The sequence below is a fragment of the Rahnella inusitata genome (assembly GCF_965118895.1).
In the GTDB taxonomy this organism is placed as follows: Bacteria; Pseudomonadota; Gammaproteobacteria; order Enterobacterales; family Enterobacteriaceae; genus Rahnella; species Rahnella inusitata_A.
In genome coordinates, this window is record NZ_CBCPJJ010000010.1 from 78472 (window position 1) to 96598 (window position 18127).

At 49.5% G+C, this 18127-nt stretch carries 21 protein-coding genes and 1 pseudogene; 10 read left to right on the forward strand and 12 right to left on the reverse strand.

What is annotated here, in order from left to right; all coding sequences use genetic code 11:
* The first annotated feature begins 135 nt into the window (after positions 1-135).
* Positions 136-777 carry a GntR family transcriptional regulator gene (locus tag ACMHLI_RS11545; protein WP_413529600.1) on the forward strand — a complete coding sequence of 214 codons (642 nt, stop codon included), beginning with the start codon at positions 136-138 and terminating at the stop codon, positions 775-777.
* Positions 778-1227: 450 nt separating this feature from the next.
* Here the strand turns inward: ACMHLI_RS11545 and ACMHLI_RS11550 are convergent, their stop codons facing one another.
* Positions 1228-1704, reverse strand: a complete 477-nt coding sequence (locus ACMHLI_RS11550) for a DUF1348 family protein (protein WP_413529601.1) — start codon at positions 1702-1704, stop codon at positions 1228-1230.
* Positions 1705-1759: 55 nt separating this feature from the next.
* The gene (locus ACMHLI_RS11555; RefSeq protein WP_413529602.1) at positions 1760-2329 is read right to left on the reverse strand and encodes a TetR/AcrR family transcriptional regulator; all 570 of its coding nucleotides are present in this window, start codon (positions 2327-2329) and stop codon (positions 1760-1762) included.
* A 162-nt stretch (positions 2330-2491) separates the two neighbouring features.
* Between ACMHLI_RS11555 and ACMHLI_RS11560 the strand changes: the two are divergent.
* The 3 genes and pseudogenes from ACMHLI_RS11560 to ACMHLI_RS11570 all read left to right on the forward strand — a co-directional run.
* Positions 2492-2641 (forward strand): annotated as a pseudogene (locus ACMHLI_RS11560) (IS6 family transposase); the annotation flags it as partial.
* A gap of 259 nt (positions 2642-2900) precedes the next feature.
* Entirely contained in the window at positions 2901-4007 is a 1107-nt protein-coding gene (locus ACMHLI_RS11565) for an ABC transporter substrate-binding protein (protein WP_413529603.1), read from the forward strand.
* A 361-nt stretch (positions 4008-4368) separates the two neighbouring features.
* A complete protein-coding gene (locus ACMHLI_RS11570) occupies positions 4369-5289 on the forward strand; it encodes a L,D-transpeptidase family protein (protein ID WP_413529739.1) in 921 nt (306 codons plus the stop codon).
* 724 nt (positions 5290-6013) lie between these two features.
* Here ACMHLI_RS11570 and tcyN read toward each other — a convergent pair.
* The 7 genes from tcyN to ACMHLI_RS11605 all read right to left on the reverse strand — a co-directional run bounded on the left by tcyN (position 6014) and on the right by ACMHLI_RS11605 (position 12637).
* Positions 6014-6766, reverse strand: a complete 753-nt coding sequence (gene tcyN, locus ACMHLI_RS11575) for an L-cystine ABC transporter ATP-binding protein TcyN (RefSeq protein ID WP_413529604.1) — start codon at positions 6764-6766, stop codon at positions 6014-6016.
* Positions 6763-7431: a cystine ABC transporter permease gene (gene tcyL, locus ACMHLI_RS11580; protein WP_112168074.1), complete on the reverse strand. Its 669-nt coding sequence runs from the start codon at positions 7429-7431 to the stop codon at positions 6763-6765. Before tcyL ends, tcyN begins: the two co-directional genes overlap by 4 nt.
* A 71-nt stretch (positions 7432-7502) precedes the next feature.
* Positions 7503-8303 carry a cystine ABC transporter substrate-binding protein gene (tcyJ, locus tag ACMHLI_RS11585; protein WP_413529605.1) on the reverse strand — a complete coding sequence of 267 codons (801 nt, stop codon included), beginning with the start codon at positions 8301-8303 and terminating at the stop codon, positions 7503-7505.
* A 176-nt stretch (positions 8304-8479) separates the two neighbouring features.
* A complete protein-coding gene (locus tag ACMHLI_RS11590) occupies positions 8480-9490 on the reverse strand; it encodes a D-cysteine desulfhydrase (protein ID WP_413529606.1) in 1011 nt (336 codons plus the stop codon).
* A 177-nt stretch (positions 9491-9667) separates the two neighbouring features.
* Positions 9668-10174, reverse strand: coding sequence for a flagella biosynthesis regulatory protein FliZ (gene fliZ / locus ACMHLI_RS11595; RefSeq protein WP_112168077.1), 507 nt, complete (start codon positions 10172-10174; stop codon positions 9668-9670).
* Between the two features lie 54 nt (positions 10175-10228).
* On the reverse strand, positions 10229-10951 hold the full coding sequence (locus ACMHLI_RS11600; protein ID WP_056769937.1) for an RNA polymerase sigma factor FliA: 723 nt from the start codon (positions 10949-10951) through the stop codon (positions 10229-10231).
* A 288-nt stretch (positions 10952-11239) separates the two neighbouring features.
* Positions 11240-12637 carry a flagellin gene (locus ACMHLI_RS11605; protein ID WP_413529607.1) on the reverse strand — a complete coding sequence of 466 codons (1398 nt, stop codon included), beginning with the start codon at positions 12635-12637 and terminating at the stop codon, positions 11240-11242.
* Between the two features lie 252 nt (positions 12638-12889).
* On the opposite strand from ACMHLI_RS11605, the gene fliD reads away from it, so the two are divergent.
* The 5 genes from fliD to ACMHLI_RS11630 all read left to right on the forward strand — a co-directional run bounded on the left by fliD (position 12890) and on the right by ACMHLI_RS11630 (position 16472).
* Positions 12890-14311, forward strand: coding sequence for a flagellar filament capping protein FliD (gene fliD / locus ACMHLI_RS11610; protein WP_413529608.1), 1422 nt, complete (start codon positions 12890-12892; stop codon positions 14309-14311).
* A 10-nt stretch (positions 14312-14321) separates the two neighbouring features.
* The gene (gene fliS, locus ACMHLI_RS11615; RefSeq protein ID WP_112168080.1) at positions 14322-14759 is read left to right on the forward strand and encodes a flagellar export chaperone FliS; all 438 of its coding nucleotides are present in this window, start codon (positions 14322-14324) and stop codon (positions 14757-14759) included.
* Complete coding sequence (fliT, locus tag ACMHLI_RS11620; RefSeq protein WP_413529609.1) at positions 14734-15096, forward strand: flagella biosynthesis regulatory protein FliT; 363 nt, start codon at positions 14734-14736, stop codon at positions 15094-15096. Before fliS ends, fliT begins: the two co-directional genes overlap by 26 nt.
* A 227-nt stretch (positions 15097-15323) precedes the next feature.
* Positions 15324-16178, forward strand: coding sequence for a helix-turn-helix transcriptional regulator (locus ACMHLI_RS11625; RefSeq protein ID WP_413529610.1), 855 nt, complete (start codon positions 15324-15326; stop codon positions 16176-16178).
* Between the two features lie 117 nt (positions 16179-16295).
* On the forward strand, positions 16296-16472 hold the full coding sequence (locus ACMHLI_RS11630; RefSeq protein ID WP_013575783.1) for a GhoT/OrtT family toxin: 177 nt from the start codon (positions 16296-16298) through the stop codon (positions 16470-16472).
* 84 nt (positions 16473-16556) lie between these two features.
* Here the strand turns inward: ACMHLI_RS11630 and ACMHLI_RS11635 are convergent, their stop codons facing one another.
* Both ACMHLI_RS11635 and ACMHLI_RS11640 read right to left on the reverse strand, forming a co-directional pair.
* A complete protein-coding gene (locus ACMHLI_RS11635; RefSeq protein ID WP_112168083.1) occupies positions 16557-16715 on the reverse strand; it encodes a YqaE/Pmp3 family membrane protein in 159 nt (52 codons plus the stop codon).
* 71 nt (positions 16716-16786) lie between these two features.
* Positions 16787-17041, reverse strand: coding sequence for a hypothetical protein (locus ACMHLI_RS11640; protein WP_413529611.1), 255 nt, complete (start codon positions 17039-17041; stop codon positions 16787-16789).
* 392 nt (positions 17042-17433) lie between these two features.
* Here ACMHLI_RS11640 and ACMHLI_RS11645 point away from each other — a divergent pair, with 392 nt between their 5' ends.
* Positions 17434-17709: a hypothetical protein gene (locus tag ACMHLI_RS11645; RefSeq protein WP_413529612.1), complete on the forward strand. Its 276-nt coding sequence runs from the start codon at positions 17434-17436 to the stop codon at positions 17707-17709.
* Between the two features lie 91 nt (positions 17710-17800).
* Here ACMHLI_RS11645 and ACMHLI_RS11650 read toward each other — a convergent pair whose 3' ends face one another.
* Positions 17801-18070: a hypothetical protein gene (locus tag ACMHLI_RS11650; RefSeq protein WP_413529613.1), complete on the reverse strand. Its 270-nt coding sequence runs from the start codon at positions 18068-18070 to the stop codon at positions 17801-17803.
* Positions 18071-18127: the final 57 nt, after the last annotated feature.

The window sequence follows — 18127 nt, forward strand, 5'->3', positions numbered from 1 at the left end:
TGAGATTCTCACCACTCACTCTTCTCTACTTTTAGTCACTCCCAGATGAAGCACGATTTACCGCAAATCATTGTCAAAGTGCTTAAACGGATGGCATAATGGTATACCATTTAATCATCAAGTAAAGTAGGTTCTATGAGTTCGGTTATTCTTTCGACCGCGGACATGCTTGCTTTTGAGCTAAAAAATTTAATCAACAACGGCTCGCTGCGAGACGGTGATCGTCTAGTGGAAAGAGACCTCGCCAGCCAGTTTTCTGTCAGCCGTATCCCGCTGAGAGAAGCAATCCAGAAACTTGAGAGGGAAGGCTTAGTTGACGTTTACAGAAACCGCGGAGCTGTCGTCAGGACGCTTACCGTTCACGATGTTGACGAAATTTATCAACTCCGGGCTTTACTGGAAGGTGATGCTATTTTTCAGAGCATTCAATACATGGATTCAGAAACGCTTACGCGGGCAGAGCTTGTTCACAAACTTCTTGGTAGCGCCAGCGAATCAACACAACAGGGGCAATACAACCGGGAATTTCATGAGCTGTTATACCGCAAGTGTAAAAATCAGCGCCTGCTGAAAATGATAAATGAATTACGAGCGCAGATAGAAAGATATGAGCTTTTGCAGCATCGGTTACTGTCTGAAACGCTCAAGTTTCAGGATGAACATGAGCATATTTTAAACGCCTGCCTGCGGGGCGATTCCGCTGCTGCTCGCGACTTTACCGTTGATCATATTCTTTCTGCCGGGATGATTCTAAAAAGCTATATGACCAACCGGTAATCCAGGGAGCTGCTGCTCGCGATAAAAATCCAAACGGCAGAGCGTTTGTTGGATCCGCTTCTGGAACAAAGCAGACATGCGCGCGTTAATGGCCAGCTGTGAGCGAAAAGCGGACTTTACCCAGTAGTTGATTTACGGTTTCTGAGACGTTGCGCTCGCCGCAGTTATGCCAGTTCAGCCCGAAGTGAGTTGTTTCCTTGGCCTCTTAACTAGTATTTTAACCGGAGCGCAATATTATGTGACGTGCCCTGGTTTTTTATTGGTACAGGGTTAATTTATCCGTTTTATTTCAATTCACGGATGCCTTCATCCCAGCTTTTTACCGGTGCGTACCCTAATTCTCGTCTTGCCTTAGCCGTATTGAGAGTCAGTGACTTCCCTATCAACTGTAGCATTTGTCGCGTTAGAGGCGAGAGTAGCCCTGGGCTTCTGGCGAGATAATCGTCAAATTCACAGACCCAACTCCGACAGACCCGGATGGTCATCCGGGCGACGCCCCAGGGGCCAGTGAAACTTGCGGTCACCTTCTTTGATAGGCATGTCATTGATACAGGCGAAGCGACGGTGCATCAGGCCATCTGCTTCAAATTCCCAGTTTTCATTCCCGTAAGAACGGAACCAATTACCTGAATCGTCACGCCATTCATAAGCGTATCGAACAGCAATGCGGCTGCTACCAAACGCCCACAACTCTTTAATGAGACGATACTCAAGTTCTTTGTTCCACTTACGTGTGAGGAATTCTTTGGCTTCTTCACGATTATTTGCAAACTCTGTTCGATTACGCCATTTGGTCTCCAGTGAGTACGCCAGCGATACTTTTTCGGCATCGCGGCTGTTCCAGCCATCTTCAGCGAGCCGAACTTTCTCAGTCGCCGATTCGTGAGTGAAAGGTGGAAGTGGCTGGCGAGTGTGTGTATCGGACATGGTAAAGCCTCCCACAAAATTGGATATAAATAGAAAAAGTTTTGTTACTCAGGCCTTAAGGAGAGACCTGTTCCAGCAAACGTTCCGCAACTTCCCTTGCACTGTCGGCGGCGCTGCTATCGCCCATCACATAGGAAAGGGTGATTGCGCCCTCTATCAGAATCAGCAACTGTTTGGCCAGAACGACAGATTGCTCAATGTTTAATTGCTCCGTGAGATCGAGCGTGTAATCCAGCAATTTTTGTTTATGCAGCTTTGCTATCTGACGAATGGGGTCGTTATGATCACCAACTTCTCCGGCTGTATTTATAAAAGCACAACCACGAAAGCCTTCTGAATCAAACCATCCTCTGAGCACACTGAACATATTCAAAATGCGCTTCTGAGGAGTATCACCTTTATCAGATTCAGTTCTGAACCAGTGCATCCAGCGTTCATCACGTTCTTTCAACGCGGCGGCCACCACGTCATCCTTGTTAGCGAAATAGCGATAAATACTTTTCCTTGCTACGCCTGATGTCTTGACCAGAAGGTCCATGCCCGTGGCATGAATTCCATTCCTATAAATCAATTGCTCAGCGGTAGTCAGGATTTTTTCGCGGGTATCTGTTGGCTTATTGTTCATGAGATGAAGGTAGAACGATCGTTCTTCATGGTCAACAGTTTTTTTGAAAACAAGTATAAAAATGAAAAATACAGTCTTTGAGGGTTAACGAACGGGCACTCATTTATAAATAGAGCGTGATTTGAAAATGTCCCCTTTTGGCACACAGCAGACAAACACGTAACACCGGGGTTTAAATCTATGAAGATGGCTTACGCCACACTTGAAGGTATTGAGGTGATGCATGCAGTAAGCAAAGATCAGGCTTCCCTTTTTTATTATGGTGATCTGCCGGGCGAGAAGCGCCTGATGAGAAAAACACTTGAATTTTAAGGACTTTCAATAACAAAAAGGCTACCTCATCGCGAATTTGCGACAGTGCCATTTATTTTACCCACGTTGTCATCGGCATCACCCGATTCTGACTGTACTAATGCAACCAACCAATCGTATAATTGAACACCGCGATAGTAACAGAGCGGGATTTGTATTTTTTGCGGCAACTTAAGTGAAATTAAAATATAATCAATCTGTTTTTATAAAAATAAATTCCGGCCTCAAATAATAATCACACAATACCTAAGGGAATTAAATGAAGTTACTTCAAGGTTTGCTTTTTATACTGTCCGTTGCGATAACCGGTCAGGCCAATGCCGCCACCACCACGCTGACTGATGTACTGGGAAATAAAATAACCTTAGATACGCCAGTGAAAAGAGCAGTATTGGGATTCTATTTTGAAGATTATATGGCGGTGGGGGGTGAACAGGCGTTTGATCATATTGTCGGCATTTCGCGTGAAGCCTGGCATGGCAAAGTGCCCGCGAACTGGGATATGTATATTAAACACCGTCCTTCCATTGCCGACATTCCGGATATTGGTGAAATCGACCTGCACAACGTGTCGCTGGAAAAGTTAATCAGCCTCAAGCCGGATGTGGTCATTTTAGCCAGCTGGCAGTACGCTGCCTTGAAGTATGAAGTCACGCAGCTTCAGAGTTTGCATATTCCGGTTGTCGTGCTCGATTACAATGATCAGACGGTAGAAAACCATGTAAAATCTACGGAAATAATCGGGGTATTAACCGGCCAGACTGACCGCGCCAATGAGTTGGCCCAGCTTTATAAAAATAACATCACGCTGATTGAAGACAGGATCAAACAGGCAAATCTGCCTAAGCCAAAAGTCTACATTGAGTTTGGTAATAAAGGTCCGGCGGAGTATTCCTTCACCTATGGCGAAAATATGTGGGGCGTGATGCTGCGTCTTGCAGGCGGCGAGAATATAGCAGCGCCTTTTGTTAAACAGTGGGGCGAAATTAATCCTGAGCAGTTACTGGTCGCCAAACCGGATGTTATTTTTATTTCCGGCAGGGAGAACAATAAAGTTGACACAGCACTAGAAATGGGTATCGGCGTCAATGAAGCCGCAGCAAGAGCTAAACTCAACGGGTTCACTCACCGTGACGGCTGGAGTTCATTACCGGCGATTCAGAATGGCAAACTCTACGGCGTTTATCAGGGCGCATCTCGTACGCTGGTTGATTTCACAATGGTACAGTTTATCGCTAAATCTCTTTATCCTGATTTATTTAAGGATATTGATCCGGTAAAAAACTATCACGATTATTACCAAAAATACCTGCCAGTTATGCCGGTGGGCACCTTTGCGTTATCGGCCAGCGGCGTTCAACACTGATTGTTGAATCCTCGGCATGAGATGTCTGAGGGTGGCATAGCGATAAGGCGCAGAGAGTGTTTTTCGACGCGCGGTCATGGTGCCATTTTGTCGTATAAAAGCGGTTAAATGTGAAGGAATTGTGCAGGACTCCGCAAAAAATGCGGTCGGTGAAGGGAACTTTTCGAACAGCATGAGAAAGCTTTGGCCTGTTGGCAATAAATCCTTATAATTAGCGACCCTGAAATGTGATTCGTTACACATACTGAGTCTCATTAAAGTGCTCTGTGAAAGTACCGTGTCTCTCCGGTGGAAAGCATACCGGTGGGAAATCAACATTCTGACAACAACTGCCAGTGTGGCATTAACGACCAACGAAAATATGAAAATGAGCATTCGCGCGATAGTTACCCTGGTTTTGGCAGTTGCTGCGTACAGCCAGGCATCTTTTGCTGTGGTATATCCTCTTCCGGCGAACAATGGTCGTCTGGTCGGTGAAAATATTACGGTCACTGTTCCACAGGGCAGCAGCCTGCCGCTGGAGCATTTTGCAGCGCAATACCAGATGGGTTTGAGCAACATGCTTGAAGCCAACCCTGGCGTTGACCCGTTCCTGCCAACCCCTGGCACCGTTCTGACGATTCCTCAGCAGTTAATCCTGCCGGATACGCCGCACGAAGGTGTTGTCATCAACAGCGCAGAAATGCGTTTGTACTACTACCCGAAAGGCAGCAATACCGTTGTCGTTCTCCCAATCGGTATCGGTGAGTTGGGCAAAGACACTCCGTTGAACTGGGTGACCACTATCCAGCGTAAGAAAGCAGGTCCGACCTGGACCCCGACGGCAAAAATGCATGAAGAATATGCAGCCCGCGGCGAGTTTTTGCCCGCCGTCTTCCCTGCAGGCCCGGATAACCCGATGGGTCTTTACGCGCTGTATGTAGGCCGCCTGTATGCCGTTCACGGCACCAATGCGAACTTTGGTATCGGTCTGCGCGTGAGCCACGGTTGTGTGCGTCTGCGTGATGCTGACATCAAATGGCTGTACGACAACGTGCCGCAAGGCACCCGCGTTCAGTTCATCAACGAGCCGGTGAAGGCCACCGTTGAGCCAGACGGCAAGCGTTATGTTGAGATCCATAACCCGTTGTCTTCTAACCAGGAGGAATTCGACTCCCAACAGCCGATTCCAATCAGCCTGACTGGCAGCTCGAACGCCGTAGCGACGGATCCAAGTGTGAATCAGACTGTAGTTCAGCGCGCGATTGAGATGCGTGCAGGCATGCCGGTTCAAATCAACTAAGCATTAAGGCTTGGATGGTGTGAGACTTTGGAAAGCCCCGAAACTTTTTCGGGGCTTTTTTTTGGAATTTTTTGGACTGCTGTCCAATGGCGGCTTGAAAAAATAACCGAGGAAGTTTCGGTTTCTCAATAGCAGTGATCACTTAACTCGCTGCGCCGAAACCGCCCAAAGAGGGCCAGGACGGGCCCTCTTTGGAATCTCCACGTCTTTTTAAAACATGCGCTACCGCTGGAACGATGGACCTGTTCTGTTGCTGACGCGTGTGGCGCAAAACCCTGCCGCTGCGCGGTGCCCTCTCTCGGTCCTGAAGCCATAGGTCTTCAGGCCGCTCCGTTCGGCAGGATTTTTTGATCGCGCCATCTCACCATTTTTAAAAAAAATAAATGTAGATTAAGCAGAGGGTTTGGGTTTTTGAAATGACCCGAGCAGGTGAAGTTGTGACCTAAAAAGCCACTGGCCGCGTTCAAAAATCACGCCGCAGGAAGAGGTGGAAAACCGCGAGTTTTTGCGCGGGTTGTAACCCGACCGGAGGGAACCGCGCAGCGGCGGGATTTTGCGGCAATAGGAGGATTTTCTGAAACAGAGCCGGGATGCATGGCACGTGTTTCAAAGAGCCGGGGATTCTCAAGGGTGGTGGCGATAGACCACCCTTGAGGCCAGTTTGGGTGGCAGCCCAAGGTCTTGACCTTAAGGCCAGTTTGAATGGCAACCCACGCTCTTGAATTTAGTGGGCGAGGAACTTCTCCAAAAACTGCTTAGTCCTCGCATGCTGCGGATTCGAGAACAACTCCTTCGCTGGCCCCTGCTCCACGATCTTCCCCTGATCCATAAAGATCGCCCGGTCTGCCACATCACGCGCAAAACTCATTTCATGCGTCACGATCACCATTGTGCGGTGCTCGAGCGCCAGCGCGCGGATAGTGTTGAGAACTTCCCCGACCAGCTCCGGGTCGAGGGCAGACGTCGGTTCATCGAACAAAATGACTTCAGGATTCATTGCCAGTGCGCGGGCGATCGCCACGCGCTGCTGCTGACCACCGGACAAACGGCGAGGATAGGCGTCTTCTTTACCGCTCAGGCCGACTTTTTCCAGCAGTTTGCGCGCGGCGGCAATCGCTTTCTCTTTCGATTCACCTTTTACGATGACCGGGCCTTCAATGATGTTTTCCAGCACGGAACGGTGTGGGAACAGATTAAAGTTCTGGAATACAAAACCTACCTGCTGACGCAGTTCACGGACTTTATTTTTCTGCTTTCCGATCGGCTTGTTACCGTCAATTTCGATTTTACCGACCTTAATAGTGCCACCGTCTGGTTCTTCCAGCAGATTGATGCTGCGCAGCAGCGTGGTTTTACCGGAACCGCTCGGGCCGATAATTGCCACTACTTCTCCGGCATTCACCTGTAAATCGATACCGTGTAACACCGTTTGGCCGTTGAATTTCTTAGTCAGTTGCTTAACGTCAATGGTACTCATGAAGGCTCCTGATCCTGACGGTTAACGCGGTCTTCCAGACGGTTTTGCAGGAAGGATAAAACGGTCGCCAGCACCCAGTAAATGATCGAGGCGGCAAGATACATGGTGAACACTTCCAGCGTGCGCGAGGTCACCAGCTGCGCCTGACGAAACAGCTCAGGTACCTGAATGGTCGCGGCCAGCGAAGTGTCTTTCACCAGACCAATAAAGCTGTTGCCAAGCGGTGGCAGCGCAGTACGGGCGGCCTGCGGTAAAATAACGCGGCGCAGCGTCTGCCAGTGGTTCATGCCAATGCTGGAGGCGGCTTCCCACTGCCCTTTTTCAATCGACGAAATCGCCGCACGCAAGGTTTCAGAGGTGTAAGCCGCTGTATTAAGCGACAGGCCGATCATCGCAGCCGGAATAGGATCCAGCTCAATGCCAAACTGCGGCAGGCCGTAATAAATCATAAACAGCTGTGCGATAAGCGGCGTACCGCGAAATACCGACACGTAAAAACGTGACAACCATGACAGCGGCCAGAAACGCGAAAGGCGCATCAGCGCCAGCATAAAGCCCAGTAATAACCCGAAAATCATCCCGCCAATACTTAGCTGGAGCGTAAACAGGGTTCCCTTCAATAAAAATGGTGCTGAATCCAGCACCAGTTGAATACTTTCTTGCATCCGATAATAACCTTTTGGATGTTTGCTCTGAAAACACCGGAAGCTTTATCAGCTCCCGGCAGGACGAGCATTTATTTGGTGACGTCGGCCCCGAACCACTTTTCTGAAATCTTGGCCAGTGAGCCGTCTTTTTGCATTTCGGCAATCGCCGTGTTGATCGCGGCCAGCAGTTCCGGGTTGTCCTTACGGATCGCCACGCCAGATTCCTGGCGGGAGAACGCCGGGCCAGCAACCGCTAAGGTATCGCCGGTTTTCTTCACCAGATCCAATGCTGCCAGACGGTCAACCAGAATCGCGTTGATACGGCCTACGCGCAGATCCTGATATTTAGTCGGGTCATCATCATACGTACGAACATCAACGCCCGGCACGTTTGCAAGCAGCCATTGTTCATAGTTAGTACCTAAACCCACACCGACTTTCTTACCTTTAAGATCTTCCGGCTTTGAATACTCAGCTTCGGAACCTTTTTTCACCAGTGCCTGAATACCGGAAACAGTGTACGGCGTGGAGAAATCATATTTTTTCTGGCGTTCAGGTGAAATGGTGACCTGATTGATCACCACATCAATACGTTTAGATTCCAGCGAGGCCAGCATGCCGTCCCACTTGGTCGGTTGCAGCTTGGCTTTTACGCCCATGTGCTGCGCCAGCGCATCTGCAAACTCCACTTCAAAACCGGTCAGCTTACCGTCTTCACCCTGGAAACTGAACGGAGGATAGGTTCCTTCCAGCCCGACTATCAGCGTACCGCGCTCTTTAACTTTCTTCAGTAAACCTTCATCAGCAAAGCTGTTGCTGACCATGCCGGCAGTTAACGTCACCGCCACAGCACCCAGGAGTAAACGACGACGCAGTGTAGAAAAACCCATATTCACCTCATTTATAGTTAATTATAAAACGTTATATACCCTATGGATTTGCGCACAGTAGCACCCGTCGCATCACTTATCAGGAATATAATTCTATAATCTTAGCTCAAAATGGAATAAGCACACCTTAAGCCATCAAAACGGTCATTTCCACCCATCAAAGCGATATGTGATGCCTATACAAACGGGTGATAAGCAAACAGCGCAGGTGCCCCGCCGGTGTGAATAAACAGGATCGGGCCATCCTCCGGGAAGAGACCGCGTTCGATGCCATCGAGTAAACCCGCCATCGCTTTACCGGTGTAGACCGGATCCAGCAACATCGCTTCCTGTTCAGCCAGCAGTTTAACCGCCGCCATACCCGCTTCGTTCGGCTCACCGTAACGCGGCGCGAAGTATTCATCCCACAAAACTATCGACGGAATGATTTCATCCAGTTGGAGATGAGTGGCGACCTCGCGGGCAATTGCCTCCACTTTGGGACGCTGCTCATGCGCTTTACGTGACACCGTCACGCCGATCAGAGCGGTATCGGGCATCAGATGGCGTAAAGCCACGGCGAGCCCGGCGTGCGTCCCGGCGCTGCCGGAAGCGACTACCACGGCGCTGAAATCCACAAAGCCGGCGGAAGATTGCTCAGCGATTTCCAGCGCACACTGCACATATCCCAGCGCGCCTAAGGCATTCGAGCCGCCGACCGGCACCACGTACGGACGAAAGCCCTGTGCCTCCAGACGCTCAGCCTGCTCTGCCAGCTGCGCCATCGGATCGTGCAGGGCATCGCACATCACCACTTCAACATTGAACAGATCCAGCAGCAGACGGTTACCGTTGGTCAGATAATTCGCCTCGCCGGTGCCAATCGGGTTTTCCAGCAGCGCGACGCATTTGAGTCCCAGCTTGGCGGCCACGGCAGCAGTCTGGCGCACGTGGTTTGACTGGATAGCCCCGGCGGTCACCAGCGTATCTGCACCCTCTGCCAGCGCATCGGCGACCAGATACTCCAGCTTTCTCAGCTTGTTGCCGCCCATCGCCAGCGGAGTGACGTCGTCACGTTTGATGTAAATGTCGCGGCCAACGTGTTCTGAAAGACGGTGTAATTTTTCCAGCGGCGTGCTGTTACCCAGTAAATCGAGACGATCAAAGGCATCCAGCCGGTTTTTAAGCAATGAAATCTGAGCAGGCACAGTGTTCCCCTGACGCGCAGCCGCACGGCTGAGCGAAACCGTAAAAATGAATTATTCGGATATGAAATGATATTGATGATTAAGTATATAAAGAATGTATACAAATTGGAGACAAAAAAACAGGCTCCCGGAGGAACCTGTTTAGGGTGTTTCATTGTCATTCTGTGCGAAACGGACTCAGGCGGATTTCTGCCAGGCCAGATACTGATCGTATTTGCGCAGGGCAATACGGTAGTTATCGTGCGCCGCCACCGGAACATCACTGATGATCCGCTGGTGGATGCTGTCCCCTTTCAGTTTATCGAGAGGATAGTTGCTGGCAGATAAAATCTCATCCAGACGGCGGAGGCGGACAACGTACTCGCGCACCGTGCTGTGATTCATTTCAGTCTGTTCAAACAGATATTGCTTAAACGCCATAATATCGAAATACGACGAATGGCTGTTACAGCTAATCTCACTGCAAAAACGACACAGTGCGGTCAGTTCTTGCGACAGGTTGTGCCACACGTCGTCATCAATAGGCTGGTCCATCTTAGCGATGGCCTCTTTATTGATGATTTGCCCGCGAAACACCAGTGCCATCCTGTCGAGTTCTTTTGCACACTGTGAGCAATGAGTCTGACTATGTTTAAAATCTTTAAGATAACGGCTTAAAGGCCTTGTTTTGATTCCCGCTGGCATAAATTTATTCCTGATAAGGGACATAAAATGTATAACCGGCCAGGAAAAAGCGGATCAGTGATCGTTGGCCAGGCGCGTTCGCAATCGCTTAATCGCCTGACTGTGCAGCTGGCTTACCCGGGATTCCCCGACTTCCAGCACTGCCCCGATCTCTTTTAAATTCAACTCTTCCTGGTAGTAAAGCGTAAGAACTAACTTTTCCCGTTCTGGTAACGCATCGATGGCTTCCATCACCCGGTGGCGTAAATTGCCCTCCAACAGATGATGTAACGGGTTGGCCTCTTCGTGCCCTTCCATCAATGCCTCGGCTGAATCGCCGTGCTCTTCACGCCACTCGTCATAAGAAAACAACTGGCTGCTGTTCGTGTCCATGAGTATTTGCCGGTATTCCTCGATGGGAATATCCAGCGCCTGCGCCACCTCTCCTTCGCTCGGTGGACGCCCTAATCGTTGTTCTGCATGATGCATTGCCTGGGACACTTCACGCGCATTGCGTCGCACGCTGCGCGGCACCCAGTCGCGGCTGCGCAATTCATCAAGCATCGCGCCGCGAATACGCTGAACGGCGTAGGTGGTAAACGCCGTGCCCTGCATCGCATCAAATCGCTCAACCGCATTCAACAGGCCAATTCCCCCCGCCTGCAGTAGATCATCAAGCTCTACGCTGGCGGGAAGCCGTACCTGCAAACGCAGGGCTTCGTGGCGCACCAGGGGAACGTAGCGCTGCCACAAAGAATTTTTGTCTATCACGCCGTCGGCGGTATACAGATCGCTCACTGTCGTAACCTGTAAAATTAAGGGTCTGTAGCATTGTGACAGTGGAAAGCCTGTTCAATCGGCAGAATAAGGACAAAAAAGCGCGGCTATTTTGATTATGTCTCGAACATCGCCTGTCGCCATCCCCCTGCCTGCCGGTCGTGATTGCTTAAATTTAAATCTAAAAATAAAGATTATCCTAAATTATACCAGCCTGCCCGCCAAAGGGATTGTACAAATTCGTAAGTTTTGGTTAAAAAAAACCCCGCCGGAGCGGGGTTGACTGCATTTTTCGGGTTAACCGAAAAATTAGCCTTGCAGCAGGGACAGTACTGACTGTGGAACCTGGTTAGCTTTGGACAACACTGAAGTACCAGCCTGTTGCAGGATCTGCGCTTTAGACATTGCAGAAACTTCAGTGGCGTAGTCAGCATCCTGAATACGGCTCTGTGCAGAAGCCAGGTTAGTGGTGGTGTTGTTCAGGTTGGTGATAGCAGAATCGAAACGGTTCTGAACCGCACCCAGTGAAGAACGGAATTTATCAACTTGCGCGATAGCTTTGTCCAGCAGAGCCAGCGGATCATTAGTTGCTGCGCCTGCGAAGGTTTTAGTTGCAGTAACGGCAGTAGCAGCGTTACCCGGTGTAGTTTCACCATCACTCAGAGCTAAAGCAGTTGCGGCTGTCGTTGGATTCGCCGTGCCGCTGTTTGCTAACACGTCAGTACCATTGGTACCAGCTGTATAGTTTTTACCTTGAACTGTTACAAAGCCTGCTGCTGCACCCGTTGCATCAGTACCAACCTTAACCAATTGGCCAGCTTGAGTGGCGGTACTAACGCCATTTGCCGCATCAGAGTATGTAACGCTGGTGGTGTTCAAAGTTACTGTGCCGTCGGTACCTAAAGAAGCAGCATAATTGTCGCTGCCTACTTGTACAACATAGTTACCGCTTGCTGAATCATCTTTGTTCAATACGTTACGCAATGACATCTGTGATGCGTCTGAGACACCAAGTTGTTTTGCCATTGCAGCAGTAGCTTCATCTTGAGTCACACCCACAACAGCTGGTGGGCCTGCTTGGGCTGCAACTGCTTTACCAAATTTAATTGCAACAGGAGCAGCATTAGCGCCAGTGCCTGGGATCTGGGTGATCGCGTCGCTGGTTTTCAAACCGCTACCAGAAACAGAGAAACCATTCAGGCCCAGTGAAGATGAGTCGATTTTCTGCAGGTCAATAGAGATAGTCTGACCATCGTTAGCGCCAACCTGAATTTTCATGGTCTGGTTTGAAGCCAGTACTTTCACGCCGTTGAACTGAGTCTGACCCGATACGCGGTCGATTTCAGACAGACGGGAAGTGATTTCGTCCTGGATTGAGGTCAGGTCGGAATCGGAGTTAGTACCGGTAGATGCCTGAACTGACAGCTCACGGATACGCTGTAAGTTGTTGTTGATTTCGCTCAGTGAGCCTTCAGTGGTCTGCGCAACGGAGATACCGTCGTTGGCGTTACGTGAAGCCTGAGTCAGGCCAGTGATGTTAGATGTGAAGCGGTTAGAAATCGCCTGGCCAGCAGCATCGTCTTTGGCGCTGTTGATACGCAGACCGGAAGACAGACGCTCGATAGCAGTGCCCAGAGCAGATTGTGATTTGTTCAGGTTGTTCTGAGTCATCAGTGACAAACTGTTAGTATTGATTACTTGTGCCATGAGGATATTCCTTCAAATCTGGTTAAGGGTTCGGGCTTATTTGCCCACGGCGTTCATCACCGTCCAAACTTGTATCGGCCCTGCTTCAACAACCTTTAGAATTATTTGTAAAAAAGTGGAAGTTTCTTACGCCGCGAAATACCCCCCCTTATACCGGCTATTCACGCCATTAGTTTTTATGACATTCCATTAAACTTTTTCTCCGTCGTGCCGATAGGGCTTAAAGACACCTACACACTGTAAAGGATTCATATGGCCACTATCACATCATTAGGGATTGGTTCCGGGTTAGACCTCAACAATTTGTTGACTAACCTGACCACGGCGGAAAAACAGCGTCTTACCCCTATTACCGCATCTCAGTCCAGCTACAGCGCCAAACTGACGGCCTACGGCACGCTGAAAAGCGCATTACAGACTTTCAGCGACGCCAGCACAGCGCTCGGCAATGCCGACGTGTATAAAAGCAGCACCGCAACCTCCAGTAATGCGAATACGTTTTCCGTTAGTACCGGTGCAGGCGCCGCAGCTGGCCGTTACAGCATTGGCGTTAGCCAACTGGCACAGGCACAGTCACTGGTTTCCGGCCAGCAGACCGATATCAACGCCAAGATTGGTACAGCCGGTAGCGACCACACAATCACCATTCAACAAGGTGGCGGTGCCAAGCCGTTGGTCATTAAACTGACGGATGACCAGACCTCCATGGCCGGTATGCGTGATGCCATCAACAACGCCAACGGCGGTGTGACGGCCAGTATCCTGAAAGTCGGAGATTCGAAATTCCAGCTGGTTATCAATGCCAACAACACCGGCACGAATAATGCGATGTCCATCAGCGTTGGCGGCGACAGCGCACTGAACAGCTTTATTGGTTACACCGAGGGCGCAACCGGCAATGGCATGACGCAAACCGTTAATGCGCAGAACGCCAAACTGTCGGTTAACAACATCGCCATTGAGAGTGACAGCAATACCATTGTTGACGCACCGCAAGGCATCACGCTGAACCTGACCGGCACCACCGTCGCAGGCAGTGATGCAACGCTGACCGTGACCAAAGACATCACCAAAGCTGCGACGGCGATGAAGACCTTTATTGATGCGTACAACGCACTGCAAACCACCATCGGCACATTGACCGCTTATTCCCCGGTTGACAGCAATTCAGATGCACAGGCAGACAGCAACGGTGCGCTGATCGGTGACAGCACCCTGCGTGATATTCAGACCCAGTTGAAAAATGCTCTGGGCGGCGCGCGTGCTTCAGGTGCTTATACCTCTCTGGCCAGCGTTGGCGTGACTTCCGACCCTAAAACCGGTCAGCTGACTCTCGACAGCGACAAACTGAACAAAGCCCTGACGGCTGACAGTAACTCCATTTCTAAACTGATGGTCGGCGATAAAACCACGCCGGGTATCGCTGTTGCTATTAACAATCTGAATGCCGGATATCTGTCGACTACGGGTTCTATTGAAACCGCTAAGACCGGGGTTAATAACACCCTCAAGCAGCTGACCAAGCAATACAACACGGTCAACGACAGCATTAACGACACCATCGCTCGTTATAAAACCAGTTTCACTGCGCTCGATGTTGCCATGTCGAAACTTAAAAATACCGGCGACTATCTGACTCAACAGTTCGAAGCAATGAATTCGTCAAGTTCATAAGGATTGAGAAATGTATAACGCTAAAGGAACCCAGGCCTACGCACAGGTAGGCTTAGAAAGTGGCGTAATGAGTGCCAGTCCGCATCAGTTAGTGGTGATGTTATTTGACGGGGCGCGTAGCGCCCTTATCCGTGCTGGCATTTTTATGCAGCAGGGAAATATTGCCGATAAAGGCAAAGCGCTCTCTAAGGCCATTAATATTATCGACAGCGGACTGAAAGCCGGAATGAGCCGCGAGAAAGGTGATCCCGATTTAGTGGATAACCTTGAAGCGCTCTATTCCTATATGGTTCGTCGTTTATTGCATGCCAATTTACACAACGATCAGGAAGCCATCACGGAAGTGCTGGGCTTACTGGAAAATATTGCCGATGCCTGGCGGCAAATCGGCCCAAACTATCACCCGTCGCAGGACCAATATAATGGATCAACATCAGTATCTGGTTAATGAATATCAACTGATCCTGACTTTAAGCGAGCAGATGTTGCGGCTGGCGAAAGAAGAGAAATGGGATGAGCTGGTCGAGCTCGAAGTCAGTTATCTGAAAGCCGTGGAAGCGACCACCACGTTGCCAGTAGCAGAAAGCACGTCAATGGCTATTCAGTATGAAGTACGCAAATATTTGCGTCAGATTCTGGATAACGAAAATATGATCAAGACATTATTACAAGCCCGGATGAATCAACTCACCGAGCTGATTGGACAGTCGTCAAGACAACAACAAGTGAATATGACGTACGGAAAAATCGATCTCCGTTCAATCGCGTTTGGCGATCGCCAATAATTATTACTTTCGTTTTATTTTATATTGTTCTATTTTATCAAATATTTCTTGTACATACTAAGGTTTCAGAGGCAGAGAGCGCACAGCTGCCAGGGCTAATTCTCTCTGTCTCCATCCCTGACTTCGCCTCAACAGGTGACCAGTTTGTATTAGTAACAAAGTCGCGCAGCTTTGATTTATATTCAGGCAACTGGACGCCGTCGTCGTCATATTCGGGCATCATCACCATGGTACGTAAAATAAAAGTCACCCCAGGGATAGGATCGACCTCGCTACTTATTCAGCACAGTGAACTTTTTATTCAAGATTTATATATCGACAAACCTCAGTTACTCCTGATCCAAAATGGCAGCATGACCGTTCATTATCAGCATCAGGAAGTGTCCCTGCAAACGGGTGAAATGCTGGTGCTCAATAGCGGACAAACGCTGGGGCTTACCCACAAGCTTTCAGAAAACGGGCCATTTAGCTGCGCGATTATGGCGTGGGATAATGCCCTGCTGACCGATGCAGGGTTGCATATATCGGCGTTTAAACCCCCGCTGATTACTGTCGATCACCTGCAAGTCATTCCCCACGTTCCCGGCGCCTTCAAACAAAGTTTTACTGACACCCATAATGCTCTTCTCTGGCATCACGGACTGCCTGCGCCAATAACCCGCCACCGGATGCTTGAGCAGTTGCTGTGGCTGTCGCAGCTCGGCGTGCGTTATTCCCTGCAACACAGCGAAAGCATGACCCAGCGGGTGCGCGAATTGCTGGTCAACAATCTGCATAAAGCCTTTACGGCAGCGGAAGTGGCCGAGCAACTGATGATGAATGAAGTGATGCTGCGACGCCGTCTGGCGGCGGAAAACAGCGTACTGCGTAACCTGATGATTGATGTTCGCATGACCCACGCCCTGCGCCTGTTGCAATGCACGGATCTGGCCATTTCCCACATCGCTCATCAGGTCGGGTATGAAAGCGGTTCGCGTTTTGCTGAGCGGTTTCGCAAACGTTTCGGTTTCGCGCCCACGGCCATTCGGGGGCATTTACGCGCGCAATCGGTTCACTCACCGATCACAAGTGATGTTCAATAACAATCAGCGCCAAATACTTACATTACAAAATTATGAGTAACATCACACAATAATTGATTACCAGATGTTAACGGAATATCATACCCGCCGGTTTTTATGAATGGTCAGGGGTTGGTTGTGCACGTTTGGTGGGAAGTGATAAAAACGATTTACTGGGGCGGGCTGGGTATCGCCGTGCTGTTCACCCTGCTGGTGAGCCGCGATACGATTAAGATCAGGCTATTAACGTCCGGCATTATTGGATTTACCTGGCCGATGAGCCTTCCTGTGGTTCTCCTCTTCTCTCTGTTCTGACCCTCCAAAAAGAAAACCCGGCTTTCAGACCGGGTTTTCAGATGACGTGTTATGTCAGTCTTCGTGCCGTGCTTACAAGAGGCATTACTTACGCGTCTGTACCCAAAAACCGTGGATCAGACCCGGGAAATAGCCCAGTAAAGTCAGCAAAATATTCAGCAGAAATGCTCCGCCTAAACCATTACCTATCAGTACGCCCAACGGTGGTACCAGAATGGTGATCAGTACTCTCCAAAATCCCATTTTATATCTCCCTTTGGTTATCATTGTGTTAATGATAGTTCACCCCTGAAGAGACAGACATCAGAAGAAACCTAATTGATCAGTTCCAGCATAATTTCCATATCCCGCCGGGTTTTCTCCAGGATTTCCACATCGCCCTGCCGGTGTTCAGCATCAGTCACCTGATGGATCTGGCGCATCTGCCATCTCACCTGATTTTTTTGCTCTTCGGTCATACTCCGGCACATCACGATAATAAAATTGCGCAGCATCAGATGTTGCATGGCAGTTTCTTCGACGTGTTTATTGACTGACATGACCAAATCTATAACCTGTTTTTCTGCCATTGCATTTCCTGCGCGATTAAAAGAGTCAACGTAGCCAAAGTAGCACGCCCCGCCTGACTTCTAAGCCCGCAGCACAAGGGATTAACCCCCCTATTTCAACCGCTGACCTCTGTGGCGGCTCCACAAAAATCCTTCATTCACAATGGCCTGACGGAATGTCTGCGCACAATCACAATCATGGGAAAATATAAAGTGACACACGTCACATTTCACCCATATTTCTTCCCCCATCTTGTGATCTGCTCTATAGTTTACGTAATAAAAAATGTGTTCCTCGGGTGGTTTTCTACGCCCGTTATTGTCTCTCTTGTTTTGTTTTCGGGTTGAAATTCCAGGTAGTTTCCTTGTAGTCAGGACAATTACCCCATCATATTTGGGGTTCAGGAGGCAGTATGTCTGAATATCATTATTTACTGGTTGGCGGAAGCCGCGACGGACAACGGCATGTCGATGCATGTCATCAGTTTTCGTTGTGTTTCTGGGAAGATGCATCAAAGAATGTGGATCGTGAGTTTTATGGCAAGCGTAACGAGCGTTACAAAGTGAATCCGGAGAAAGGCGCCGACGGAAGATGGTATCTGGTGGGATATTGCGGCAGTTGTTCGAAAATTCCCGCAGACGAACTGACCACTCAGGCGAATACCAAACACGTGAAGCCAATGATGTAACTGACGCAATGTCAGCGTGAAGTGAAAAAGAAGTGAAAGTGTGAAGTCGTTTAAGACCCCGCCATTAAAGCGGGGTTTTGTTTTTTATCCGTCAGGAGGCCATACCCTGAATATTTCTCGCGTAGAAAGCCACCTGCCCGCCCAGCATAAAATGAGCTTCCTCATGATCGTGTCGTCCCAGGGTTGCGATACGGACAATCTCCCCCTCAAACTCACCGTCATGGATGGCGGTAATCGCCACATCCAGCTGATAGCTGGCAGGATGAATACCCACGGGAAAAGTGAGTAACTTCACCCTGTCTCCCGCCTGAAAACGGGTTAACAGCGGTAAGGGCGCCTGTTCGAACAAGTCCTGATCCATCGGTGACTCCTTGTTTTTCAGTAGGATTAATTAGAGGATAGGACATGTTGCGTCGTT